20 protein-coding genes are annotated in these 24,191 nt (G+C 64.5%); 7 read left to right on the top strand and 13 right to left on the bottom strand.

The window, feature by feature from the left end; all coding sequences use genetic code 11:
- Positions 1 to 32 precede the first annotated feature (32 nt).
- On the bottom strand, positions 33 to 749 hold the full coding sequence (locus U5782_RS25675) for a response regulator transcription factor (RefSeq protein ID WP_322046705.1): 717 nt from the start codon (positions 747 to 749) through the stop codon (positions 33 to 35).
- 366 nt (positions 750 to 1,115) lie between these two features.
- Here U5782_RS25675 and U5782_RS25680 point away from each other — a divergent pair, with 366 nt between their 5' ends.
- Positions 1,116 to 2,417, top strand: coding sequence for an MFS transporter (locus U5782_RS25680; protein WP_322046706.1), 1,302 nt, complete (start codon positions 1,116 to 1,118; stop codon positions 2,415 to 2,417).
- Between the two features lie 144 nt (positions 2,418 to 2,561).
- A complete protein-coding gene (locus tag U5782_RS25685; RefSeq protein ID WP_322046707.1) occupies positions 2,562 to 4,046 on the top strand; it encodes an MFS transporter in 1,485 nt (494 codons plus the stop codon).
- 91 nt (positions 4,047 to 4,137) lie between these two features.
- On the opposite strand, the gene U5782_RS25690 is transcribed toward U5782_RS25685, so the two are convergent.
- The 3 genes from U5782_RS25690 to U5782_RS25700 form a co-directional block, all read right to left on the bottom strand.
- Positions 4,138 to 4,407, bottom strand: coding sequence for a hypothetical protein (locus U5782_RS25690; RefSeq protein WP_322046708.1), 270 nt, complete (start codon positions 4,405 to 4,407; stop codon positions 4,138 to 4,140).
- 62 nt (positions 4,408 to 4,469) lie between these two features.
- A complete protein-coding gene (locus tag U5782_RS25695) occupies positions 4,470 to 4,901 on the bottom strand; it encodes a DoxX family protein (protein ID WP_322046709.1) in 432 nt (143 codons plus the stop codon).
- A 253-nt stretch (positions 4,902 to 5,154) separates the two neighbouring features.
- Entirely contained in the window at positions 5,155 to 5,316 is a 162-nt protein-coding gene (locus tag U5782_RS25700; RefSeq protein ID WP_322046710.1) for a hypothetical protein, read from the bottom strand.
- 242 nt (positions 5,317 to 5,558) lie between these two features.
- On the opposite strand from U5782_RS25700, the gene U5782_RS25705 reads away from it, so the two are divergent.
- The 3 genes from U5782_RS25705 (at position 5,559) to flhC (ending at position 7,991) form a co-directional block, all read left to right on the top strand.
- Positions 5,559 to 6,389 carry a helix-turn-helix transcriptional regulator gene (locus U5782_RS25705; RefSeq protein ID WP_322046754.1) on the top strand — a complete coding sequence of 277 codons (831 nt, stop codon included), beginning with the start codon at positions 5,559 to 5,561 and terminating at the stop codon, positions 6,387 to 6,389.
- Positions 6,390 to 7,057: 668 nt separating this feature from the next.
- On the top strand, positions 7,058 to 7,378 hold the full coding sequence (flhD, locus tag U5782_RS25710; RefSeq protein ID WP_028220752.1) for a flagellar transcriptional regulator FlhD: 321 nt from the start codon (positions 7,058 to 7,060) through the stop codon (positions 7,376 to 7,378).
- A 10-nt stretch (positions 7,379 to 7,388) separates the two neighbouring features.
- On the top strand, positions 7,389 to 7,991 hold the full coding sequence (flhC, locus tag U5782_RS25715) for a flagellar transcriptional regulator FlhC (protein WP_322046711.1): 603 nt from the start codon (positions 7,389 to 7,391) through the stop codon (positions 7,989 to 7,991).
- A 132-nt stretch (positions 7,992 to 8,123) separates the two neighbouring features.
- Here flhC and U5782_RS25720 read toward each other — a convergent pair whose 3' ends face one another.
- The 6 genes from U5782_RS25720 to U5782_RS25745 form a co-directional block, all read right to left on the bottom strand.
- Positions 8,124 to 9,449 carry an Nramp family divalent metal transporter gene (locus tag U5782_RS25720; protein ID WP_322046712.1) on the bottom strand — a complete coding sequence of 442 codons (1,326 nt, stop codon included), beginning with the start codon at positions 9,447 to 9,449 and terminating at the stop codon, positions 8,124 to 8,126.
- Positions 9,450 to 9,527: 78 nt separating this feature from the next.
- On the bottom strand, positions 9,528 to 10,757 hold the full coding sequence (locus tag U5782_RS25725; protein WP_322046713.1) for an acyl-CoA dehydrogenase family protein: 1,230 nt from the start codon (positions 10,755 to 10,757) through the stop codon (positions 9,528 to 9,530).
- Between the two features lie 187 nt (positions 10,758 to 10,944).
- On the bottom strand, positions 10,945 to 12,474 hold the full coding sequence (locus tag U5782_RS25730; protein ID WP_322046755.1) for an efflux transporter outer membrane subunit: 1,530 nt from the start codon (positions 12,472 to 12,474) through the stop codon (positions 10,945 to 10,947).
- Between the two features lie 42 nt (positions 12,475 to 12,516).
- A complete protein-coding gene (locus tag U5782_RS25735; protein ID WP_322046714.1) occupies positions 12,517 to 15,702 on the bottom strand; it encodes an efflux RND transporter permease subunit in 3,186 nt (1,061 codons plus the stop codon).
- Between the two features lie 82 nt (positions 15,703 to 15,784).
- The gene (locus U5782_RS25740) at positions 15,785 to 17,008 is read right to left on the bottom strand and encodes an efflux RND transporter periplasmic adaptor subunit (RefSeq protein ID WP_322046715.1); all 1,224 of its coding nucleotides are present in this window, start codon (positions 17,006 to 17,008) and stop codon (positions 15,785 to 15,787) included.
- Between the two features lie 69 nt (positions 17,009 to 17,077).
- Positions 17,078 to 18,010: an alpha/beta hydrolase gene (locus U5782_RS25745; RefSeq protein ID WP_322046716.1), complete on the bottom strand. Its 933-nt coding sequence runs from the start codon at positions 18,008 to 18,010 to the stop codon at positions 17,078 to 17,080.
- Positions 18,011 to 18,198: 188 nt separating this feature from the next.
- Here U5782_RS25745 and U5782_RS25750 point away from each other — a divergent pair, with 188 nt between their 5' ends.
- Complete coding sequence (locus U5782_RS25750; RefSeq protein WP_322046717.1) at positions 18,199 to 19,203, top strand: LysR family transcriptional regulator; 1,005 nt, start codon at positions 18,199 to 18,201, stop codon at positions 19,201 to 19,203.
- 237 nt (positions 19,204 to 19,440) lie between these two features.
- A complete protein-coding gene (locus U5782_RS25755; protein ID WP_322046718.1) occupies positions 19,441 to 19,812 on the top strand; it encodes a DUF4148 domain-containing protein in 372 nt (123 codons plus the stop codon).
- A gap of 213 nt (positions 19,813 to 20,025) precedes the next feature.
- Here U5782_RS25755 and U5782_RS25760 read toward each other — a convergent pair whose 3' ends face one another.
- The 3 genes from U5782_RS25760 to U5782_RS25770 all read right to left on the bottom strand — a co-directional run bounded on the left by U5782_RS25760 (position 20,026) and on the right by U5782_RS25770 (position 24,135).
- Positions 20,026 to 20,931, bottom strand: a complete 906-nt coding sequence (locus U5782_RS25760; protein ID WP_322046719.1) for a cation diffusion facilitator family transporter — start codon at positions 20,929 to 20,931, stop codon at positions 20,026 to 20,028.
- Positions 20,928 to 21,995, bottom strand: coding sequence for a selenide, water dikinase SelD (gene selD / locus U5782_RS25765; protein ID WP_322046720.1), 1,068 nt, complete (start codon positions 21,993 to 21,995; stop codon positions 20,928 to 20,930). Before selD ends, U5782_RS25760 begins: the two co-directional genes overlap by 4 nt.
- Before the next feature lie 205 nt (positions 21,996 to 22,200).
- Positions 22,201 to 24,135 carry a YadA family autotransporter adhesin gene (locus tag U5782_RS25770; protein ID WP_322046721.1) on the bottom strand — a complete coding sequence of 645 codons (1,935 nt, stop codon included), beginning with the start codon at positions 24,133 to 24,135 and terminating at the stop codon, positions 22,201 to 22,203.
- Between the last annotated feature and the right edge of the window lie 56 nt (positions 24,136 to 24,191).

Genomic DNA, 24,191 nt, shown 5'->3' on the forward strand with positions numbered 1-24,191 from the left:
GCGCCCTGAGGCGATTGCAATGATCGCCGCGATCAGGCCGCCTCGCGCTCGAGCGGCGCCTCGTCCTGCAAGCGCAGCAGACGGTAGCCGCTCTTATAAACGGGTTGCAGGCGAAAGCCGTTGTGCTCCTCGATGTCGAGCAGCACCCGCAGGCGCGACACATGACTGTCGATCGTGCGCGTGAGCGTGTGCAGTTCGCGGCCCCAGACCATCGCGTAGATATGATCGCGCGACAGCACGCGGCCGACGTTGGCGAAGAACAGCGAAGCCAGCCGGTATTGCGTGCCCGACAACTCGACCGCATTGCCGTGCACGGTGACGAGTTGGCGGCGCATGTCGAAGTGGTACGGCCCGGCGTCCAGCATCGGCATGTCGTAGCGCTCGGGAAACGCGCGCCGCAATAGCGCGTTCACGCGCGCACGCAGCACCGAGGCGCAAATGGGCAGGCTCACATAGTCGTCGGCGCCCACCGAGAACGCACGCACCACGCTGTCGTCCGAAGCGTCTTCGGACGCGAACAGCACCGGAATCTGGTTGCCGTTCAAGGCGCGCACCGTCTTCAGCAGATCCGCGCCGGAGAACCGCGTGCCCTGCCAGTCGAGCACCAGCATGTCGACGGTCGAAGCGGCCAGCGCCTTGGCAAGCGAGATGCCGTCGCTGAACGGCATGCACGCATGGCCGCTCTGGACGAGCGCCCGTTCGATCTGCCCGCGCTGGACGGCGTCGCGCTGAAGGATCGCGATACGCATAAGTAAACCTCTCATGTTCGGATAAAGCGGGTGCAATTTTGTGGAGAAGTGCAAAGTCCGCCCATAAGAGGAGTCTGAATTGCAGTACCTCGCAGTCAATTCCTGCAAAGGTGTCGGTAGATGGCCATGATTCCGACATCCGCGACGATGCCAGGCGCATCGTCGGCTTCCTGTAAAATCGCCGGCTGGCTAGAAGTCGTCGACGCGCGCCCCTCCTCATAGCCTACCCGGCCCCGCGCGCGCCGTATCCCGTGCCCACCCGCGCCCGCCTTCCGACCGCCGCCGCCCGACGCGCCACCCGCGCGCTCGCCGGCGTGACGCCACGCGACATCGATAACAACTTCTCGGTATTGGGACATTTCGGCAATGCAGGCAACGGATCTGGGCGCTCGTGCGAGCGCCCCGGCGCGCGCGCTCACGCGTAGCGACTACAAGACGCTCGGTCTTGCCGCTCTCGGCGGCGCACTCGAGTTCTACGACTTCATCATCTTTGTGTTTTTCGCCCCGGCCATCGGCCAGTTGTTCTTTCCGGCGGCGATTCCCGACTGGCTGCGCCAGTTGCAGACCTTCGGCATCTTCGCGGCGGGCTATCTGGCGCGTCCGCTCGGCGGCATCGTCATGGCGCACTTTGGCGACCTGCTCGGCCGCAAGCGCATGTTCACGCTCTCCGTACTGCTGATGGCGCTGCCCACGCTCGCGATGGGTTGCCTGCCGACCTACGCGACGCTCGGCGCGTTCGCGCCCGTGCTGCTGCTCGCACTGCGCGTGCTACAGGGTGCGGCCGTGGGCGGCGAGGTGCCTGGCGCGTGGGTGTTCGTCTCCGAACACGTGCCGCGCCGCCACACCGGCTATGCCTGCGGCACGCTGACGGCGGGCCTGACCTTCGGCATCCTGCTCGGCTCGCTGATCGCCGCGACGGTCAATCATCACTTCGCGCCCGCCGAGATCGCCTCGTATGCATGGCGCATTCCGTTCCTGATTGGCGGCGTTTTCGGCCTGTTTTCGGTGTATTTGCGCCAATGGCTGCACGAAACGCCTGTTTTCGCCGAAATGCAGGCGCGCAAGTCGCTCGCGGACGAAATCCCGCTCAAGGCCGTGCTGCGCGACCACCGCGGCGCCGTGATCGTCTCGATGCTGCTCACATGGATGCTGTCGGCCGCCATCGTCGTCGTGATCCTGATGACGCCGCCGCTGCTGCAAAAGCAGTTCCATCTGGACGCCACCACGACGCTGCTCGCCAACTGCGTCGCGACGGTATTCCTGACCGTGGGCTGCGTGAGCGCGGGCGCGCTCGCCGACCGCTTCGGCGCGCGCCGGGTGCTGGCGATCGGCGGTATTGCGCTGGCGATCGCGTACTACACGCTGTTCCGTCAGGTCGCCGTCGATAGCTCGTTGCTGATGCCCCTCTACGCCGTGGCCGGTTTGCTGGTCGGCACGATCGGCGCGGTGCCCTTCGTGATGGTCAACGCCTTCCCGCCCGTGGTGCGTTTCTCGGGCATCTCGTTCTCGTACAACGTCGCGTATGCAGTGTTCGGCGGCCTCACGCCGATCGTCGTCGCCCTGCTGATGAAGTCCGAACCGCTCGCGCCCACTTACTATGTCGCCGCGATCTGCGTGCTGGGCGCCTTGACCACGCTGTTCTTCAAGGATCCGGTCCGAGAGGATTGATTCGCCCGTTTGCATCGGCCAAAAAACGGCGCCGGATCATGATCCGGCGCCGTTTTTCGTTATCTGGCGATCGGTTCCGGGAGCACTTCGACCTTTCACGCCGGATTGAAACGTCGAAGCACCCTGCGTCCTAACATAAGACGCATGAATACCGCACACCCCACCCCGCCCGCCGCCCCGCACGTCCGCTTCACGCCCGCGCTCATGCGCGTGGTCGCGACCGTCAGCGTGGGCTTCGTCGTCACCCAGCTCGACGTCACCATCGTCAATATCGCGCTCGCGCGTATCGCCGCCGATCTGCACGCGAGCGTCGCGCGGCTCCAATGGATCGTCGATGCCTATACGCTCGCCTTCGCGGTGCTGATGCTCTCGGGCGGCGTATTAGGCGAGCGCTACGGCGCACGCCGCATGTACGCCATCGGCATGGTCGTGTTCGCGCTCGCCTCGCTGGCCTGCGGACTCGCGGCCAATCCCGCCCTGCTGATCGCCGCCCGCGCGCTGCAAGGCGCCGGGGCCGCCGCGATGCTGCCGAACTCGCTCGCGCTGCTCAACGAGGCCTGCCGCCACGAGCGCACGCTACGCGCCCGCGCCGTGGGCTTCTGGACGGCCGCAGGCGCGATCTCGATCGCCGCCGGGCCGGTTGCGGGAGGCTTGCTGATCGCCGCGTTCGGCTGGCGCAGCATCTTCCTCGTGAATCTGCCGCTATGCGCGGCGGGGCTAGCCGCCACGCTGGCCTGGATTGCGCCCCCGCGCAGCCAAGCCAGACAATCCGATCAGACGACCTCGGCTCCCCAACGCTCGCGTAGCCTCGACGTGCGCGGCCAGTTCCTCGCCGTGGTCGCGCTCACGGCCTTCACGGGCGCGGTGATCGAATGGCGGCCGCTCGGCGTCGCGCACTGGGCCGTCTGGGGCGGCCTGCTGCTGGCCGTGATGGCAAGCGTGGCGTTCGTCGCATGGGAGTCGCGCAGCGCCGATCCCATGTTGCCGCTCGCGATGCTGCGCAACCGCACCTTCAGCGCGGCCGTGCTGTTCGGCATCTGTGTGAACCTGACCTATTACGGCACCGTGTTCGTGCTGGCGCTCTTCCTTCAGCACGCGCGCGGGCAGACGCCGCTCCAGGCCGGCCTCACATTCATCCCGCTCACGGGGGGCTTCCTGCTCTCCAATATCGCCAGCGGCCATGTGGTCGCCCGCTTCGGAACACGTCTGCCGATGATCGGCGGCGCGCTTGTCGCGGGGTTGGGCTACGCCCTGCTGATACCTGTCGATGCGACTACGCCGCTCGTCGCGCTACTCGCGGCCTTTCTGCTGATACCCAGCGGCATGGGCCTCGCGGTGCCGGCGATGACGACGACGGTCCTGGGTTCGGTCGAGCCTGCGCGTGCCGGGACGGCTTCGGCGCTCCTGAATACCGCACGCCAGGCAGGCGGCGCCGTGGGCGTGGCCGCGTTCGGTGCGCTGACGGGCAGCGGCGCGGCGAGCGAAGTCGTAAAAGGCTTGCACGGCGATGCCGCCATCTCGGCTGCGATGCTGTTGCTCGCGGCCTGGCTGGCGTGGACGATGCGGCCGGACACGGCGCAGACCACCCAGCCGTCGACGGCAACACCGGGCATGAAGGTCTCGCGCTGAATCTGGATCGCGCTTCCTTCATACGAATCAATACAAAGAAGGCCGCATGACGCGGCCTTCTTCCAATATCAGATGGACGATTCGCGCCGGCTTACAGCGACGCCTCCTGGATCGCGCCCGTGCTCAGCGCACGCTCGATCAGCCCTTCCTTCTGCGCCTTGTTGATGGCATGGGCGATCAGCCGATCCGGCTCCTCGAGTTCCGCCTTGAGCGTGCCCAGCAGCCCGGTGGAATCGAGGATCACCAGCGTCTTCGCCGTATCGGCGGTGCTGATCAGTACACGGCGCGTGCCGTCTTCGGCGAGACTCGCGCAGAACTGCCCCGTCTTGCCGCCCACGTTGTAATCGAAATTTTGTATCAAAGCCGGCTCCCTGTTTCCAGTGGACTCGATGGATCGCGTCCGTTATCGACAAACTGTGCCGCTCAGCCGCGCAAACCGCCGCGCGGCGCACGCAGTCCATCAATGGAAGCACGTCCCGCGCCCGTTACCGTCAGCAGCAGGAAACCGCCAGCGATCGCGATGTTTTTCCAGAAGTGCACGACCGCATCCTGCTGCAACGAGGCCTGGGTGACGTTCCAGAAATCGTGGCCGAGAACAGCCGTAACAATAGAGTACACAGCCAGCACGAAAGCGACGAAACGCGTACGCACGCCAAATACAAGGGCAAGGCCGCCCAGCAATTCGATGGCCGTTGCGACCGGCGCGGTGAACTGCGCGTAGGGCACGCCATGCGCGTGCAGATAGCCGACGAAGCCCGCGTACCCCAAAAGCTTCATGGCGCCGCCCCACAGAAACAGTATCGCGAGCGCGAGTCGGGCGATGAAGATGATGAGGGAATCGGCGGGACGTGTCATGGAGGGCTCCGGTATGCAATAACGCAGTGACCGTGCTCGCGCCCTACAGTTCCCCGCTTACTGGATTACGTGAATATGAGAGACGTCTTCGGGGACAGTTCACTGCTCACGCTGCGCCTGCCGAATCGACGCAAATTGATTCGGAGTCCAATTGATTTTGCGTGTCATTCAAACGAGGAGTGCGGTATTCAACCGATGCGGGCTTACCCGCGCTTGCTGCCTGTTTCAGCAGATGATTTACCCGCGGGCACGCTCAATGCTTATGGTGCATGCCGTGAGAGCGATGAGCATCGAGCCAGCGAGTCACACGCTGCTCCAGCGCCCCACCGTAGCGGCGCGAGATCGCCCACATGCCCACGCAGACGAGCAACATCACCGCCGGACCCAGCAGATAAGCAGCAACCGTTTCCCTCATGGCCGTCTCCTTCGCCAAGCCGCCAGACAGAGTGTGAGTCTAGATTCTAGGCGATCAAAAGTCTCCCGATAAGCATCCTGCGCGAGCGCCGCAAGCGTTCATTCGCGCGGATTTCTTATGTCGCTGCGGAGCGTGTCATGAGCACGTAAGGTAGGCAAACATCGAGGCCCGCAGCCCGCAGCGCGCAGCGCATGACGTCCAAGGTAATGGAACGCACGCAGCGTTTCGTTAGAATCGGCCCCATGACCCTGCTCGCTCCCACCTGGTTTGCACCGCCCGCTGGCGAGGCGCGCCGAAGCGTCGGCGAATTGCTGCGCGAATGGCGGCTGCGCCGCCGCATGAGCCAGTTGCTGCTCGCCACTGAAGCGGAAATCTCAACACGTCATCTGAGCTTCGTGGAGTCGGGGCGCGCAACACCGAGCCGGGAAATGGTGATGCATCTGGCCGAGCGCCTGAGCGTGCCGCTGCGCGAGCGCAACGCCCTGCTGGTCGCGGCGGGCTACGCACCGCTCTATCGCGAGCGCGCGCTCGACGACCCACAACTGGCGGCGGCCCGCGAAGCCGTCGAACTCGTGTTGCGCGGCCACGAACCTTATCCCGCGCTCGCCGTGGACCGGCACTGGAATATCGTCGCGTCGAATTCTGCGCTCGCGGCGCTCATAGGCGAAAGCTCACCCGCCTTGCTGGCCGCACCCGTGAATGCGCTGCGTCTGTCACTGCACCCCGAAGGCATCGCGCCGCGCATCGTCAACTGGCACACGTGGCGCGCGCACCTGCTCGCCCGACTGCGACGCCAGATCGAGGCAAGCGCCGATGCAGCCCTCATCTCGCTCCACGACGAACTGGCGGCCTACCCTGCCCCGGCCGGCGCGTTGCCCACTACCGCCGAGCCGATCCAGCACCACATCGCCGTGCCGCTGCACATACGCACCGCACTCGGCGAGTTGTCGTTCTACAGCACGACCACAGTGTTCGGCACGCCCGTCGACATCACGCTTTCCGAGCTCGCCATCGAAGCGTTTTTTCCCGCCGATCCGCAAACCGCCGCAGCACTGCGCACCCTCGCCTCGTAAGCGCCGCCCAACGGCTCAGAGCCTACCCACAGCGCTGGCCCCCGAATCTGTCGCAACAACGCCACAGAAACGCCCTAAAAGGCGCTTGGCACGTTTATTTATGCGATTTACATATACGTGTAAACGAGCACCCGTACAAAGCGCGTCAACGCGACGCAGACTCGAGGTTTCTGTCACATCTTGACAAAGCCAGTTACACAGGGTCGAAACACCTGTTACAGATTAATCCTCATACGTATTAACTACTCACTGGGTATTTCTTACCTGTCAGCGTAATTCCTTTCAAAACGTTTATTCGGCATATGCAGGTGCAGCAGTCTTTTCCGATTCGTTGCGCATGCATCGACAACACCATCAAAGCCCTTATTTCATGGGGTTTTCCACGAATCGCCCCGTCCCGTAAAGCTTTGTAGACGGCTGTCACAGAAACGCCTTCAATCCGCAGAAAAAGTTACCGAAAAGATTTGTAACAGCCGGATTATTTTTTTGAGAAGGGATTGATTTCTGAGATTAGTCCTCATACAATTCGCTCCAACGTGTTACTAGTTGTAACACGTTGTATCAAAGAGTCAGGCGCCGCCACGAATGAGCGGACCGACCCAAGAGCCAAAAAAGTTACAACGGCGAAAAACGCCGGGGGGTTAATCGGGGCTTCGGAAAAGAGAGAAATGGACCGTAGCAGCGAGACGCTGGATTCAATCCGCGAAATTAATTTGTCGTATCTGATGCTCGCACAGCGCATGCTGCGCGAGGACAAGCCGGTCGGCATGTTCCGACTGGGACTGTCGTCGGAACTGGCTGATCTGCTTTCTGGTCTGTCGCTCGCACAGATCGTGAAGCTGGCCGCTTCCGACCAGCTTCTTTGTCTTTTCCGCTTCGACGACCATGCCATGTTGTCCGCACTGACGCAGACAACCCGGCATGCCGACGTGGCGGCTACACACGCGGCGATCCTGCTTGCAGGTCAGCCGGCTGTGCAATTCGCCTGAGGGACGGGTCATGACGACGAACCGCCGCAGCCTCACCGAAGACGCGCAGGAAGTATTTCGGGCGATCGCGTTGATCGAGCTGGGTGCGCGCATGCAAGTGCTGGAAAGCGAGCTATCGCTTTCGCGGGACCGCATGATCCGCCTCTATCGTGAGATTCGCGGCGTATCGCCGCCCAAGGGTATGTTGCCGTTCTCGGCGGACTGGTACATGACGTGGCTGGCCAACATCCACGCCTCGTTGTTCTACAACACGTACCTGTTCCTCAAGAACGAAGCGCGTTGCTCGCATCTCGACGCGCTGACCAAGGGGTTCCGGCTGTATCTGGAACACTGCCGCCACAGCGGGACCGAGCCGGTGCTCGATCTCACGCGTGCGTGGACCTTGGTGCGTTTTTTCGATGCGGAGATTCTGCAGATGACGCCTTGCTGCCGTTGTGGCGGTAAGTTCGTCGCGCACAAACACGACCTGCAGCACAACGTCGTGTGTGGTGCATGCCAGCCGCCTTCGCGTGCCGGCAAGACGAAGAAGGCGGCTGCAGCGCGACGGGGCGCAGAGCAGACCGAGCGCGACCTTCCGGTGGAAACGCCGGATGGCATCGCCGAGGCTGCATAAGCGTAGGAGAGCCAAGATCCGGTCTACCGGACGCAGCAGCAAAGACCTAGACGCGAAGCCGTCCGGCGCTCCGAGGGGCGACGGACGGCGAAGCGCATGGTGCGCCGCCTTTCGGCGCCGCCCACCTCGGTTTCAATTTCCCCCGAAGGTCTGCCAGACCAGCCACAGGTTCGCCGCCGTGATGACGGCAAAGAGCAGCCACGCGATCAGCCGCGTCGGCAGCCGGTTCGCGAACACGCCCATCAGGGTGCGATCGTTCGTCATGCGGATGAGCGGCCAGAGCGCAAACGGCAGTTGCAGGCTCAACACCACCTGGCTGGCGACCAGCAACTTGCCGACCGCCCCATTGCCCAGCCACCACACGCCGATAAAGGCGGGAATCAGCGCCAGTACGCGCGTGATGAGACGCCGCTGGTAGCACGGGATCTTCATGCGCAGGAAGCCTTCCATGACCACCTGGCCCGCCACGGTGCCGGTGAAGGTCGAACTCTGTCCCGACGCCAGCAGCGTCACCGCGAACAGCACCGCCGCCGCGCCGCTGCCGACCACCGGCGCGAGCAACTTGTAGGCGTCCTCGATCTCGGTGACCTGGGTGTGCCCCGTCGCATGAAAGGCCGCCGCCGCGAGAATCAGGATCGCCGCGTTGATGAGCAGCGCGAGCACGAGCGAGACGATGGTGTCGAGCCGCGACAGACCGATGGCCTGGCCAATGCTGGCTTCGTCGCGCTTCACGGCGCGCGTCTGCACGATCGACGAATGCAGGTAGAGGTTGTGCGGCATCACCGTGGCGCCCAGGATGCCGATGGCGAGATAGAGCGGCTCCTGCCCGGCGATCGCGTGCCAGGACGGCACCGCGCCCGCGAATACGGAGGGCCAGTGCGGCTTCACGAGCGCGAGCTCGATCACATAGCCGAGACCAATGGTGGCGATCAGGCCCGCCATGATCGCTTCGAGCGTGCGGAAGTTCTTGCCCTTGAGGCCAAGCACGATAATCGTGTCGAACGCGGTGAGCGCGATGCCCCACATCAGCGAGCAGCCCAGCAGCAGATGGAAGGCGAGCGCGCCGCCCAACACCTCGGCGAGATCACAGGCGATGATCGCCAGTTCGGCGAGCGCCCATTGACCCAGCACGACGGGCTTGCTGTAACGCGTGCGCGACAGTTCGGCCAGATCGCGTCCGGTGACGATGCCCAGACGCATCGCGAGGCATTGCAGCGCCATCGCCGCGAGGCTCGACAGCACGACGACGAACAGCAGGCTGTAGCCGTACTTCGAACCGGCCTCGATATCGGTCGCCCAGTTGCCCGGGTCCATGTAACCGATCGACACCAGCAGGCCGGGCCCGGCGAATTGCAGAAACTTCTTCCAGAAAGGCGCGCGCGGCGAGACCGCCACGCTGCCTTGCACTTCGGACGGGCAAAACGGCGCCGTCGCCGTGGTGGGTAGTCTGAACTCCAACGGTGCGATCCTCGAACGGGTGATGAGCGCGCGGCGAATGAGACGACGCTACGTGGAGCGCGGCGCGCGATCGGTCCCTCAAGTGTACAGCGTCGGCTCCGGCAGTTCGCGCGTGAGGGCGTGGCGGCCCACGTCGCGCACGCGATAGTCGAGCGGGTCATGGAGCGTGTGCACGCGCGCGTTGCGCCAGAAGCGGTCGAGCGCGAGTGCCGCGCTGGTGGCGCGCGCACCGCAGGCGTCGAAAAGCTGTTCGCCCGCATCGAGCGCCGCGCGATGGGCCACGATCTTCGCCTCGGAAACCGCGAGCGAGACTTCGGCCCGCGTCGCCGCGTCGAGGGCGTCGCCCTGCTCCCACGCTGCGTCGAGAATGGACGCCGCACGGTCGGCCAGCACAGCCGCGGAGAGCGCCTTGATGCGCATCTCGCCAAAGCGCTGCTGGAGGTAAGGATCGTCGGCGGCGCGCGGCACGCCCGAGTTGATCCACGGGCGGCCATTGGCGAGCACGTAATTGCGCGCTTCGACGAGAGCGCCTTCCGCGATCCCCACGAAGAGATTGGTCAGCACGAGTTGCGACACCAACGTGCGCAGCGACGCGCGCGGCGTGTCGGGCCGCAGCAGCACCTCGGCGGCACGCACCTCGACGGCGTCGAACGAGACCGTGCCGCTATCGGTCTGACGCTGCCCGATCGGGTCCCAGTCGTCGTGCACGGTGATCCCCGCGCGTGTGGTCGGCACGACAGCGAACACGGGGTTGCCGGTGGCGGGGTCGTGCCCGCTCACGGTCATCATCTGCGAACCCGTGGTGCCCGAACAGAAGCCCTTCTTGCCGTGCAGACGCCAGCCGCCCTTGCCCTGCGCTTCGTCGGTCTGGGCGACGAGTCGCGTATCGAGCGGATTGACGGCATTGCCCCACCACCAGCGATGCTCGACCGTGCCTTGCAGCCAGTTGGCGCGCTGCGCGGCATTGCCCCAAAGATCGACGGTCGCCACCTGCAAGAACTGGAACCCGAGCAGATGCGCGAGCGCGCTATCGGCGCGCGCGATCGTGCGGATGGTGTCGTAAAGCCTGACCCAGCGCGTGCCGTCCTTGCCGAACTCACCGCCGAATTCGTGCGGCACGGCGAGCGCGAGCAGCCCCGCATCGGCGATCAACTGCTTTTCAGCGGCGGCGTGCCCGCCTGCGAGGTCGCGGCGCGCGGCGCTTGAGCGCAGGGCCTCGATCAGCGTCGCGAGACGTGCATCGCCTTTTGTCTGCGTTGCGTGATCTTGCGTGGAGGCCTGTGATAGCGGCGGCCGTGGATCGTTCATGCCAGGATTCCCGAATGAGTTGCGCGGTGCCTGAGCGGGGCGAACGCACGCCATCCGCTCGAGCTTCGATCAAACGATGATAGTGGCGCGCACCGGGATGGTCTACGAACGGTTTACGCAAATGAAATCGCGGCTGGCGATATGCAAATGCATACCGGCCAGCCGCGAAGCAAGCGCAGACGTGAACTTAGCGCGACGCGAGCGGTGCGGGCGGCGGTGCGCCGTCCGGTTGCGCGGCGGGCTTCGCGTCGCCCCATCCGCCGCCCAGCGCGCGGATCAGGTTGACGGTCGCCACCGCCTGCGAGCCTTCCAGATGGCTCGCCTGCAACTGCGACACCAGCACCGAACGCTCGCTGTCGATCACGTTCAGATAGCTCACTTCGCCCTCCTCGTACTGCGTGCGCGAGAGATGCGCCGCGCGCTCCGAGGCATTCACGGCATCGTTCTGCTCGCGAATCTGGTCGTCGAGCAGACGCAGGTCGGAGAGGTTGTCCTCCACCTCGCGGAACGCCACCAGCACCTGCTGGCGATACTGCGCGACATCCTCGTCGTACTTCGCGCGCGCCTGGGCAAGATTGGCCTTGCGGCGGCCGCCGTCGAACAGCGGCACCGTGAGCGCCGTGCCCGCGAGCGGCCCGAGCAGGAACGCGCGGCTAGACCACATGAACAGATCGCCCAGCGTAGTCGACTCGAAGCCGAATGCGCCGGTGATATCGAGCTTCGGGAAGAAGGCCGATTTCGCGAGACCCACGCGCGCGTTCGCGGCGGCCATCGCGCGCTCGGCGGCGGCGATGTCGGGACGGCGTTCGAGCAGCGTCGAAGGCAGCCCTGCCGGTACACGCGCCGTCACCGGCACGAGCGGCGTTTCGGCGAACGTGAAGTCGGCGGGCGCCTTGCCGAGCAGAATCGCCAGGCTATGCTCCGACGCCGCGCGCTGGCGCGCCACGCCCACGGCGTCGGCACGCGCGCTCGCGAGTTCGTTGCGCGCCTGCGAGACGTCCAGTTCGCTGATATCGCCTTCCTTGAAGCGGCGCTCGACGAGCTTGAGCGCGTCCGCGCGCAGCGTCACGGTGCGGCGATACAGATCGACATCGGAGTCGAACTGGCGCAGCTGGAAGTAGTTCTGCGCGACATCCGCCTGCAAGGCCAGTTGCACCGAGCGGAACAGCGCCTCGCTTTGCTGCGCGTCGGAGCGCGCGGCGTTCACGTTCGAACTCACGCGGCCGAACAGGTCCGCCTCATAGCTCGACGTGGCCTGCGCGCGCCAGAGCGTTTGCGTCGGCACCTGGGTATTCTGCGGCAGATACTGCGAGGCCGGCGAAGCGTGTTCATAGGTTGGCCCGAAGCCCGCATCGAGCGACGGGAACCACGAAGCACGCGCCGCCTGCGTCACCGCACGCGCCTGCTGCACACGGGCGGCGGCCGCCTTGAGATCCTGGTTGGCGGCCTGCGCCTGCTCTTCGAGCTGGTTCAGCGTGGGATCGCCGAACACGGTCCACCACTGGCCGCGATGCGCATCGTCGGCGGGCTGCGCGGGCGTCCACGAGCCCACGTCGTGCGGGCCCGCGGGTTGCGTCTGCTGCGGCGCTTCCTTGTAGGCATCGGGCACGCCCGCGTCGGGCACCTTGTAGGTCGGCTCGAGCGAGCACGCCGCGAGCCACGCGAGCAACGCCACGCCCAGCGCGAGACGCGTACGGCGCCACAACGGACTGCCCATGCCTTGCGCGAATGAATAGTTAGTCATCTTGATCATCCTTCCTTACGCATCCACCGTGTGCGGCTCGTGACGCGCGTTGTCCTTCTGCGCGACGTGGATCTTGCCGCCCGCGAGCGTACGCAGCACCACGTAGAACACCGGCGTGAGCAACAAGCCGAACGCGGTCACACCGAGCATGCCGAAGAACACGGCGATACCCATCGCATGACGCATTTCCGAACCCGCACCCGACGACAGCACGAGCGGCACCACCCCCATGATGAACGCGATGGACGTCATCAGAATCGGGCGCAGACGCAGACGGCTCGCTTCGATCGCCGCCGAAAGCGGCGTATGGCCGTCATGTTCCAGTTCGCGTGCGAACTCCACGATCAGAATCGCGTTCTTCGACGCCAGCCCCACCAGCACCATCAAACCAATCTGCGTGAAGATGTTGTTGTCGCCCTGCGTGAGCCACACGCCGGTCAGCGCGCACAACACGCTCATCGGCACGATCAGGATCACCGCGAGCGGCAACGTGAGGCTCTCGTACAGCGCGGCGAGCACGAGGAACACCAGCAGCACGCTGATCGGGAACACCCACACGCCCGCATTGCCCGCGAGCACCTGCTGATAGGTCAGATCGGTCCATTCGAACTTCACGCCGCGCGGCAATACTTCCGCCGCGATGCGCTCGGCCGCCGCCTGAGCCTGGCCTGACGAATAACCCGGCGCGGGACCGCCGTTGATGTCGGCGGCGGTGTAGCCGTTGTAGCGCACCACCATTTCGGGGCCGTACGTTGGCGAGACCGTCACGAGCGACGAGAGCGGCACCATATCGCCCGCGGCGTTACGCGTCTTCAGTTGCAGAATGTCGTCGGCCTTCTGGCGGAACGGTGCATCGGCCTGCACGCGCACCTGATAGACACGTCCGAAGCGGTTGAAGTCGTTCACATAGAGCGAGCCGAGGTAAATCTGCATCGTGTCGAACACGTCCGTCACCGGCACGCCAAGCTGCTTGGCCTTGGTGCGGTCGAGATCGACGTTCAATTGCGGCACGTTGATCTGATAGTTCGAGAACGTCGGTCCCAGTTCCTTCGTCTGCGACGCGCGCTTCACGAAGTCCTGAGTCGCACGGTTGAGCGCCTCGTAACCGAGCGCACCGTGATCCTCAAGCTGCATCTTGAAGCCGCCGAGCGTGCCGAGGCCGAGCACCGGCGGCGGCGGGAACACGGCAATGAACGAGTCCTTGATCGCGCCATATTGCTGGTTCAGCGCACCCGCAATCGCACCTGCCGACAGCGCCTTACCCTTGCGCTCCTTGAACGGCTTGAGCGTGACGAACACGATGCCCGCGCTCGAACTATTCGTGAAGCCGTTCACCGAAAGACCCGGGAACGCCACCGCGCTCTCCACGCCAGGCTGCTTGAGCGCGATCGCGCTCATCTCGCGAATCACGTTTTCCGTACGGTCGAGCGAGGCACCGTTCGGCAGCTGCGTGAACGCGATCAGATACTCCTTGTCCTGCGCGGGCACGAAGCCGCCGGGCACGATGCGCCCCATCAACACGGTCGCGCCCAGCAGCACCACATAGACCACGAGCATCGCGCCCTTGCGGCGCAGCACACCGTTCACGCCGCGCCCATAGCTTTCCGAGCCGCGGTGGAAGACCCTGTTGAAGCGCTTGAAGAAGCCGCCCAGCACACGGTTCATGCCACGCGTGAGCCAATCTTCTTTCGCGTCGTGACCGCGCAGCAACAGCGCCGACAATGCAGGCGACAGCGTGAGCGAATTGAACGCCGAGATCACCGTCGAAATGGCGATGGTCATCGCGAACTGCTTGTAGAACTGGCCCGTGAGACCGCTCATGAACGCGAGCGGCACGAACACGGCCACGAGCGTGAGCGCAATGGCGATAATCGGCCCGCTCACTTCCTGCATCGCCTTATACGTAGCGTCGCGCGCGGCCAGTCCACTTTCGATGTTGCGCTCGACGTTCTCCACCACCACGATCGCATCGTCCACCACGATACCGATTGCGAGCACCATGCCGAACAGCGAGAGCGCGTTGATCGAGAAGCCAAAGGCGAGCAGCAGCGAGAACGTTCCCACGATCGAGACCGGCACGGCGATCAGCGGAATGATCGACGCGCGCCACGTCTGCAGGAACACGATCACCACGATCACGACCAGCGCAATCGCTTCGAGCAGCGTGTGAATCACCGCCTCGATACTGGAGCGCACGAACTGCGTCGGGTCATAGACGATCTTGTAGTCGACGCCGGCGGGCATGTCCTGCTTGAGATCGGCCATCGCCTTGCGCACCTGGTCCGAAATCGCGAGCGAGTTCGCGCCCGGCGCCTGGTTGATCGCGAGCGCCACGGCCGGCTTGTTGTCGAGCAGCGAACGCAGGCCATATTCCGAAGCCGCGAGTTCGATACGCGCAATGTCGCGCAGATAGGTCACGCCGCCATCGGGATTGGTCTTGACGATGATGTCGCCGAATTCGCTTTCCGTGCGCAGACGGCCGCGCGCGTTCACGTTCAGTTGCAGCGGCGTGCCGGGGACGCTCGGCGAAGCGCCGATCACACCCGCGGCGACCTGCACGTTCTGCTCGCGAATCGCGTTGACCACGTCCTGCGCGGTCAGATTGCGCTGCGCCACTTTCTGCGGATCGAGCCAGACACGCATGGCGTAGTCGCCCGAACCCCACAACTGCACTTCGCCCACGCCCTGAATGTTCGAGAGCCGGTCCTTGACGTTGAGCAGCGCGTAATTGCGCAGATACGTCATGTCGTACTGGTTGTTCGGCGAGATCAGGTGCACCACCATCGTGAGCGTGGGCGAGCTTTTGATGGTCGTGATGCCCAGACGCTGCACGTCCTCGGGCAAGCGCGGCAGCGCTTGATTCACGCGGTTCTGCACGAGCTGCGTGGCCTTGTCCGGGTCGGTACCCAGACGGAACGTGACCGTGAGCGTGAGATTGCCGTCGCTATTGGCCTGCGACTGCATGTAGAGCATGTTCTCGACGCCGTTGATCTGCTCTTCGAGCGGCGCGGCCACCGCCTCGGCGATCACCTTCGGGTTCGCGCCCGGATACTGCGCGTGGACGACCACCGAGGGCGGCACGACCTCGGGGTACTCGGAGATCGGCAACTGGAAGAGTGCGATCACCCCGGCCAGCAGGATCAGCACGGACAGCACGCCCGCGAAGATCGGCCGGTCGATGAAGAATTTCGATATGTTCATGGGTCGCTCTTTGATTCGGATGACTAACTGATAGAGAGGATCACGCATGCGGCGTCGTGCGCCGCATGCGAATCGCTACGCGTCAGGAAGTCTTTGCGTCCTTGGCAGGGGCGGATTGCGTCGCCATTGAAGAAGCGGCGTCGCCGTCCGGATCGCCGTTCATCGGCACCATATGCGAGCGCACCGCCTCGCCCGGACGCACGCGCTGCGTGCCGTTGACGACCACGTGATCGCCTGCCTGGAGACCGTCCGTGATCACGCGCAGGTTGCCCTGCTGGCCCGCGATCTGCACATTGCGATACGCCACCTTGCCCGCGCCATCCACCACGTAGACGAACTTCTTGTCCTGGTCCGTGCCGATGGCCGCTTCATCGACGAGCAGCGCCGCATGCGGCGCGCTGCCGCTCACCTTGATGCGGGCGTAGAGGCCCGGCACGAGTGCGCCGTCTGCGTTGTCGAAGCGGGCGCGCACGCGGATCGTGCCCGACGAGGTATCGAGGCGGTTATCGACCGATTCGATCGTGCCCGAGCGCGAGTAACCCGTTTCGTTCGCGAGTCCCAGATCCACCGGCACCTTCGAGCCATCCTTCATGCGGCTGATGTAGTCGAGGTAGGTCTGTTCGTCGGCGTCGAATTCGGCGTAGATCGGCGACACCGAAACCAGCGTCGTGAGCGGCGGCGCGCTCGCGCCCGCCGACACCACGTTGCCCACGGTGATTTCCGCGCGCGACACGCGGCCCGCCACCGGCGCGACGATGCGAGTGAAGCCCAGGTTGATCTGCGCGGCTTCGAGCGCGGCCTGTGCGGCCTTCAGGTTCGCACTCGCTTCGCGAGCGGCGTTCTGCTTTTCATCGTAGTCGCGTTTGGCGATGGCGTTGTCGCCAATCAGGCGCTGCGCGCGCTCCCAGTCGCTCTGCGCGTAACCGGTGCGCGCCTGCGCGGCGGCCACTTGCGCGGCAGCCTGATCGACGGCGGCCTGATACGGGCGCGGATCGATCACGAACAGCGTGTCGCCCTTTTTCACGAGCGCGCCATCGCGGAAGTTCACCGAGACGATCGTGCCCGACACCTGCGGACGGACATCGACTTTCTCGATGGCGGCCAGACGCCCCGAGTAACTCTGCCAGTCGGTGACGTTGCGCTTCACGACGGCGGCGACATCCACTTCGGGCGCGGGAGGGGCTTCGGCGGCGACGGCCGTGTGCGTGTCGAGGCGCATGGCGCCCAGGGTGCCGAGTCCCGCGACGACGAGTACGGCCACCACCGCAAGCGCGATGCGCGAACGGGAATGCGAGTTAAGTGACATGGCGGGCTCCAGAATGATGAGTGGTTCTTGTTCGTTGAATTCGGTCATCGGCACGCATAGCAAACGCTATCAACACGTTCCGGCTTCGAAACAGCAGCGGAAAAAGCGCACCGCTTCGGCAAGCGCTTCGGGGTGCGCACCAATCTGCGCGTGCGAAACGCTCGGATAGCGCACCACATGAGTGCGCACGCCCGCATCAATCAGGCGCGAGGCGTATTTCTCCGCTTCGATATGCAGTACGTCGTTTTGCGCGGTGACGATGAACGTCGGCGGCAAACCGGCCAGACGCGAACATTCGAGCGGCGCCGCATACGGATGCATGCGTTGCGCCGCCTCGGGCAGATAGGCGCGATAGCAGGCCGCGCATTCGCTCGCCGAAATATCGGAGGCGAGCCGTGTTTCGTCGCCCAGACGCGTGAGGCTGGGATCGAGCATCGGCGCGAACAGTGCTTGCGCCGCGAGTTTCAGGTCGCCGCGATCGCGCCCGATAAAGGCGAGCACGTTGGCGATCTGGCCGCCCGCGTCATGGCCCGCCGCGATAATGCGCTTCGTGCTGCCGCCAAAGGCGCGCGCACGCGTGAGCACCCATTGGGCGGCGCGATACGCGTCTTCCGGTGCGGCCGGAAACGGATATTTCGGCGCAAGCGAATAGCCCACCGAAACCACCAGCGCCGGTAAGCGTTCTGCGAAATAGCGCCCGGCAGTGTCGGCGTCGTCGAGCGTCCCGCGCACGAAGCCGCCGCCATGAAAATAGAGCAGGACCGGCAGATTGCTCGCGCCCTGCGGACGGTAGAGGCGCAGCACGATGTCCTGCACGTGGCCTTCGATCGTCACTTCGCTCACCTCGAGCGCTCCCGCACGGGCCTTTGGCGCAGGCGCGGCGGCGAGACGGCGCGCGGCGGGCACGGCCCGGGATTCAGTGTCAGACTCGGCGCCTCGCGCAACCTCAGTCGCGGCCTGATCGGCGGAAACCCACGGCGTCGAGCGTTTAAATGCATCCATGTCGAAACGGCGCAAAGCGCGAAAGTAAATTCGAATGGTGCGAATTGTGGGTTCGGCAGACTTGCAAATAAATGCCTATAATCCGGCAACACAATTCGGCGCACCTGAACAATGTGTTCCTTTTGTCGTCCGGCTCGCCCTTGCGAAGCACCGAGCGACTTGCGTCCGATGTCTTTTGGAGAATGGCAATGGACCGCCTTCAGGCCATGCAGGTGTTCACCCGCGTCGTGGACACCAACAGCTTCACCCGCGCCGCCGAAACGCTCGACATGCCGCGCGCCTCGGTCACCACGATCATCCAGAATCTCGAAGCTTTCCTTGGCGTGCGACTCATGCACCGCACCACGCGCCGTCTTTCGCTCACGCCCGACGGCGCTGCGTATTACGAGCGCTGCGTGCGCATCCTCGCGGATGTCGAGGAAACCGAGACCACATTCCAGGATCGCAACCGCAAGCCGCACGGCAAGCTGCGCATCGACATGCCGGGTTCGATCGGACGCCTGATCGTGATTCCGTCGCTGTGCGAATTCCACGGGCGTTACCCGGATATCGACCTGCAACTCGGTTTGAGCGACCGTCCCGTCGATCTGCTGCAAGAAGGCGTGGACTGCGTGGTGCGCGTGGGCGCGCTGCAGGATTCGTCGCTGGTCGCACGCCGCATCGGCATTTTCGAAGGCGTGTCGTGCGCGGCGCCCTCGTATCTGGAGCGCCACGGCACGCCGCAGACGCTCGAAGAACTGGCCGAGCATCGCGCCGTGAATTATTTTTCGAGCCGCACGGGCCGCGTGATCGACTGGGCTTTTCTCGTCGACAACAAGGAAGTCGAGGTCAAGCTCAAGAGCATGGTGTCCGTGAACGATGCGGATGCCTACGTAACCTGTGGTGTCGAAGGCTTCGGGCTGATTCAGGCGCCGCGCTACATGGTGCTGCCACATCTGAAATCGGGTGAACTGGTCGAGGTGCTGCCCGACTACAAGCCGCTGCCGATGCCGATTTCGGCCGTGTATCCGCACAGCCGCCATCTTTCACCGAAGGTGCGCGTGTTCGTCGACTGGATCGCAGAGGTGTTCGACCGTTGCCCGCTGCTCTCGGGCCGCGCCTCGCTCGACAAGACCTGCACGATGCGTACGCTGGAAGAGCGCGAATCGGCGCCTAACCTCGAAACGCCCGTGATCACGGAGTGGGCGGCCTGATTTTTCTGGCTTTACAGCCGGGTCCCAACGGGGTTCTGGCCCCGCTCAAACGCGCGCCCGCAGGCCATCTGCCGGCGCGCGTTTTAGTTTTCCCTCGATGATTGTTCCGGAATTTCGACAATTCCTTTCGCGTTAGAGACGTTTATCGCGCGAGCGCATCCCCCTACATTTGCACCTGTCGCCACGCCGCCCGATTCATCTACCGGCGCTCACGGCACTACAACACAGGAGCAGATCATGAAACGCACTCTCGCAAGCACCCTTGGCGCTACGCTCATCGTTACGCTCGCGGCCAGCGCATCGGCGTTCGCGGGCGGCATCGGCCGCTCGGGCACGTATGGTCCGCAAGACACGCAGGGCAGCGGCACGCAAGCGACGACACAGGTCGCGCAAGCCGAGCCTGTAGTGAGCAACGACAACAGCGCCCCGAAAACGCGCGCTCAGGTAAAGGCGGAACTCGTCGCGGCATATCGTGACGGCACTTTGCCCGCGCTGAACAAGACGAGCTATCCGGATCAGAGCCTGATCGGCCGCACGCAGGCGGAGCGCATCGCGCTACAGGAAGGCCGCAACAACGATACGACTCGCGTGGCCCGCGCCGGCGAATAAAGTCAGCGAACGAAGTTCAAGCACGACATCGAAGCATCAAACTCGATAAGGATACCGAATCATGATTCCGCAATCTTCAGAACTCGACAACTGGGACGCAACCACGCCGGTGTGGACGCCGTTCCGTCACTAAGCACAGGATCTCGCTCCTTAAAATGCAGGAAGGCCCGGCAGTCTCACGACTGCCGGGCCTCGGACGTTGTGGAGCCGGCTTCAGCGGTTCACGAAATCCGGCTCGAAAAACACCCAGCGCACCACTGGAAAACGCGCCTGCAAATCGGCTTCGATCTCGTTGATCGCTTCGACCATCGTGCGGCTGTGTTCGTAGTCGAGCATTTCGCACTGGACCGCCACCATCACCTCTTTGCCCCATTGCAGGGTAATCAGGCTGATGATGCTGCGAATCTCGGGCCGCGCGCGCAGATACGCCTCGATATCACGGCGCATTTCCGGGCTCGCGGATTCGCCCACGATCATCGACTGCACTTCACGCGCGATGAACCAGGCGATCAGCATCAGCAGCACGCCGATGGCAATCGACCCGCACGCATCCCAGATTGGGTTGCCCGTGATGACGGTGAGCAGCACGGCGACAAACGCGATGGCAAGACCCGCCAGCGCGGCGATGTCTTCACCTGCCACGACCAGCAGATCGGAATCGCGCGTTTCGCGTGCCCAGCGCCACAGCGATTTGGTGGGCGAGCCCTTGCGAATCTCCTTCATCGCGCCGTATAGCGAAAACGCTTCGAGCGCCACCGAAATGCCGAGCACCGCAAGCGCCACATACACGTATTGCAGCGGTTCGCGCAGAATCAGCCGGTGTATGCCTTCGTAAACCGAGAACGCACCGCCCACGAAAAACAGCAACAGCGCCACGAGCAGCGAATAGAAGTTGATCGCGCGGCCCGTGCCCATTGGGTGCAGCGGCGTGGGCGCCTCGCGCGACTGGCGCAGGCCGAAAAGCAGCAACAATTGATTGCCGCAGTCGGCGGTGGAATGGATCGCCTCGGCGAACATCGAGCCGGAACCCGTGAACGCCGCCGCGGCGAATTTGCAGACCGCAATACCGGCATTCGCGGCCAACGCATAAAAAATGGCTTTCGGCGATTCTCCGCTCATACGACCTCGACGCGCGCGGGGCCTGCACTCAATTCGCCGATCACACATGCCGAAGCGAAGCCATCGGCATGGAATACGGCGAGCACGCTTTCCACCTCTTCAGGCGCGCATGCGACCAGCAGGCCGCCCGAAGTCTGCGGGTCGGTCAGCAGCGTGCGTGCGGTCTCGGGAAGATGCGGCGCGAGGATCACGCCATCGCCATACGACGCCCAGTTGCGCCCCGATGCGCCCGTGTACACGCCCTGCTCGACGAAAGCTTCCACGCCCGGCAGCCACGGCAGATCGGCATAGCGCACACGCGCCGTGAGCCCCGCACCGCGCGCGATTTCAAGCGTATGGCCAAGCAGGCCGAAGCCGGTCACATCGGTCATCGCGTGCACGCCGTCGCGTTCGCCAAGCGGCGCGCCCGGCGTGTTGAGCTTCGTGGCGGCGTCGACCATTGCCTTGTAGCCGCTCGCGTCGAGCAGATCTTTCTTGAGCGCGGCGGAGAGCACGCCCACGCCCAGCGGCTTGCCGAGCACGAGTACGTCGCCTGCACGCGCGGAGGCGTTGCGTTTGACGCGTTCGGGATGCACCACCCCCAGTGCCGCGAGGCCATAGATCGGTTCGACCGAGTCGATCGAATGACCGCCTGCCACGGGAATTCCCGCCGCCGCGCAGACATCCTCGCCGCCACGCAGCACCTGCGCGATCACCTCGTGCGGCAACACGTTGATCGGCATGCCGACCAGCGCGAGCGCAAGGATCGGTTTGCCACCCATTGCGTAGACGTCCGAAAGGGCATTAGTGGCGGCGATGCGGCCGAAGTCATACGGATCGTCGACGATCGGCATGAAGAAGTCGGTGGTCGCGACGATCGCCTGCTCGTCGTTGAGCTTGTAGACGGCGGCGTCGTCGGCCGTTTCGGTGCCGACCAGCAGATTCGGGAACGCGGCGGTGAGCGGCGTGCTGCGCGCCAGCAGCGCGGACAGCACGCCCGGCGCGATCTTGCAGCCACAGCCGCCGCCGTGCGAGAGGCTGGTGAGGCGCGGCACGGCAGCGCCGGTGGGGGAGCTTTCGTTCATATCGGGAGATTGTCCTGTTAGGGCCAGCTCGAGCAACGTTCCCTATTATGGAGCAATCACCCATCGCGCGATTCGCGATGCGCGCCTCTACGCCCCGACTTGCGCCTTGGCCCGACAAACAAAAAAGAGCCCGGCAGTCTTTCGACTGCCGGGCTCCCGAACGAAAAGCGCTTAACCGCAGCGCCCTTCCACTACCCCCGTAGCATTACCACTGATAGCCTGCGCCCACGGTCACGCCGGTGTTGCCCTGCGAGCTGGAGCTAGCAGCCAGCTTGCCGACCCACTTGTTGTTCTCCGTGACGTAGGAGATGCCAAGCGCCATGCCATTCTGGCCGCCGACATGCGACGCGCCCGCAGCAACCATCGTCTTGCCCGGTTGCGTCGGCTGCGGCAGACCCGCCACCGCCATGGCCGCCGCAGCAGCGCCGAACGCTTGCTTCTGGACGTCGCTGACCTGCTTCTGGACGCCCGCGATGCGCGAATCCACATAGCCTTGCGACTGCGACGAAGCGGCGTTGAGCTGGTTGACGTTCACCGCGTCGGTGCCTGCCGTACCGGCTGCCACGTTGGTGATCTGGCGCTCGTTGCCCGCCGAACCGACCGAAACCGTGTTGTCGCGATCGGCAACGGAGCCTGCGCCCAGTGCAACCGAGTTTGCGGCGCTGGCGTTGGCATTGGCACCCAATGCCGTAGCGTGCGTGCCGCTGGCCACTGCGCCTTCCGTGGCGCGATCGCCATTGGCGGCGACGAACGGGTTGACCGCGTTGGCGGCTTGCTGCGAAACGGCCGACAGGGCGTCGTTCATCTGGCCGACGTTCACCGCGTCGGTGTCGGCCGTACCGGCCGCCACGTTATGCAACCCGACCGGGGTGGTAGCGCCTGCGCCGCCCAGCGTGATCGAATCGTGCGCCGACGAATCGTACGAAATGGCATTCGCCATCTGGCCGCCCAGGTTCGAGACGTTGGTCTGCAGATCGGCGATATCGCCCGTGTTCTTTGCCACTTGCTGGTTCGTTGCGTAGAGCTGCGAACCGTTCACCGCGTCGGTGCTGACCGCGCTGATGGCGCCTGCTGCCACGTTGTGCAGTGCCACCGGCGTCGTTGCGCCAACGCCGCCGAACGTGACGGAGTCATGCGCCGACGAGTCGTACATCACGGCATCCGCCGTCAGGCCTTGCAGGTTGCTGATCGCGTCGGTATTTGCCGTGGTGCGGGCGTCGACGTTCGAGAGTGCATCGCCAGCGTTGCTGAAGGTCTGGCCACCCACCGCGTATTGCGGCGCCGAAATCGAGCCATCGGCGTTGACCGACGAGCCGCCGCCCAGCGCGCTAGCCGTCGAACTCGCGACGCCGTACAGTTGCGAGCCGTTCACGGCGTCGAAACTCGATGCGTTCACCGCACCCGCTGCCACGTTATGCAGCGCGACCGGGGTCGTTGCGCCAACACCGCCCAGCGTCACCGAATCATGCGCCGACGAGTCATACACCACGGCATCGGCCATCTGGCCTTGCAGATTGCTGATCGCGTCCGTGTTCGCCGTCGTGCGGCCGTCGACGTTCGAGAGTGCGTCGCCAGCGTTGCTGAACGTCTGGCCGCCCACCGCGTATTGCGGCGCCGAGATCGAGCCATCCGCGTTCACCGACGAGCCGCCGCCCAGGGCGCTAGCCGTCGAGCTGGCGAGACCGAACAGTTGCGAACCGTTGATCGCCTGCGTGCTGGACACATTGACCGCACCCGGCGCGACGCCGGAGAGCAGGACGTTGCCGCCCACGGCCTTCATGGTGAGCGCCGCGACGCCGTCCGGCGACATGGTGATGGTGCCCTTAACCGCGTTGAGATCGATCTGCGTTCCGCCCGCATAGATCTGCGCGGCGTTCTGCGAACCCTGCACAGTGCCGTCGAGCCAACCCGGGCCCGCACAGCCCGATGCCCCAGTATTGCCCTGGTTGTCCGTGTAGGTGGTGCCGGTGGTGTTGGTAAAGCAGACACCTGCCGCCATTGCGAGTCCAGGCGCGGCGAGCGAGCCCAACGCGATACCGAGCGGCAACAGCGCGGCTTTCAGGGCAATCGACTTCTTTTCCCGCACCGAATTCCGGCGTTGTGCAGCCGCGTTCGAGATCTCACGATGATTCACTTTCATTCGCATTCCGTATTAATATGAAGTACCAGAAGCACCACCTCCGTTCCTGAGGCAAG

The sequence above is a fragment of the Paraburkholderia sp. J67 genome, from assembly GCF_905220265.1.
Classification (GTDB): Bacteria; Pseudomonadota; Gammaproteobacteria; order Burkholderiales; family Burkholderiaceae; genus Paraburkholderia.

What these genes read in the sequence shown, in the direction of transcription:
- U5782_RS25745 (WP_322046716.1), bottom strand. Translation starts at nt 18,010, where the DNA reads ATGGATGCATTTAAACGCTCGACGCCGTGGGTTTCCGCCGATCAGGCC.
- U5782_RS25725 (WP_322046713.1), bottom strand. Translation starts at nt 10,757, where the DNA reads ATGAACGATCCACGGCCGCCGCTATCACAGGCCTCCACGCAAGATCAC.
- U5782_RS25770 (WP_322046721.1), bottom strand. Translation starts at nt 24,135, where the DNA reads ATGAAAGTGAATCATCGTGAGATCTCGAACGCGGCTGCACAACGCCGG.
- flhD (WP_028220752.1), top strand. Translation starts at nt 7,058, where the DNA reads ATGGACCGTAGCAGCGAGACGCTGGATTCAATCCGCGAAATTAATTTG.
- U5782_RS25730 (WP_322046755.1), bottom strand. Translation starts at nt 12,474, where the DNA reads ATGGGCAGTCCGTTGTGGCGCCGTACGCGTCTCGCGCTGGGCGTGGCG.
- U5782_RS25750 (WP_322046717.1), top strand. Translation starts at nt 18,199, where the DNA reads ATGGACCGCCTTCAGGCCATGCAGGTGTTCACCCGCGTCGTGGACACC.
- U5782_RS25700 (WP_322046710.1), bottom strand. Translation starts at nt 5,316, where the DNA reads ATGAGGGAAACGGTTGCTGCTTATCTGCTGGGTCCGGCGGTGATGTTG.
- U5782_RS25680 (WP_322046706.1), top strand. Translation starts at nt 1,116, where the DNA reads ATGCAGGCAACGGATCTGGGCGCTCGTGCGAGCGCCCCGGCGCGCGCG.
- U5782_RS25735 (WP_322046714.1), bottom strand. Translation starts at nt 15,702, where the DNA reads ATGAACATATCGAAATTCTTCATCGACCGGCCGATCTTCGCGGGCGTG.
- U5782_RS25675 (WP_322046705.1), bottom strand. Translation starts at nt 749, where the DNA reads ATGCGTATCGCGATCCTTCAGCGCGACGCCGTCCAGCGCGGGCAGATC.
- U5782_RS25685 (WP_322046707.1), top strand. Translation starts at nt 2,562, where the DNA reads ATGAATACCGCACACCCCACCCCGCCCGCCGCCCCGCACGTCCGCTTC.
- U5782_RS25705 (WP_322046754.1), top strand. Translation starts at nt 5,559, where the DNA reads ATGACCCTGCTCGCTCCCACCTGGTTTGCACCGCCCGCTGGCGAGGCG.
- U5782_RS25695 (WP_322046709.1), bottom strand. Translation starts at nt 4,901, where the DNA reads ATGACACGTCCCGCCGATTCCCTCATCATCTTCATCGCCCGACTCGCG.
- U5782_RS25760 (WP_322046719.1), bottom strand. Translation starts at nt 20,931, where the DNA reads ATGAGCGGAGAATCGCCGAAAGCCATTTTTTATGCGTTGGCCGCGAAT.
- selD (WP_322046720.1), bottom strand. Translation starts at nt 21,995, where the DNA reads ATGAACGAAAGCTCCCCCACCGGCGCTGCCGTGCCGCGCCTCACCAGC.
- U5782_RS25755 (WP_322046718.1), top strand. Translation starts at nt 19,441, where the DNA reads ATGAAACGCACTCTCGCAAGCACCCTTGGCGCTACGCTCATCGTTACG.
- flhC (WP_322046711.1), top strand. Translation starts at nt 7,389, where the DNA reads ATGACGACGAACCGCCGCAGCCTCACCGAAGACGCGCAGGAAGTATTT.
- U5782_RS25740 (WP_322046715.1), bottom strand. Translation starts at nt 17,008, where the DNA reads ATGTCACTTAACTCGCATTCCCGTTCGCGCATCGCGCTTGCGGTGGTG.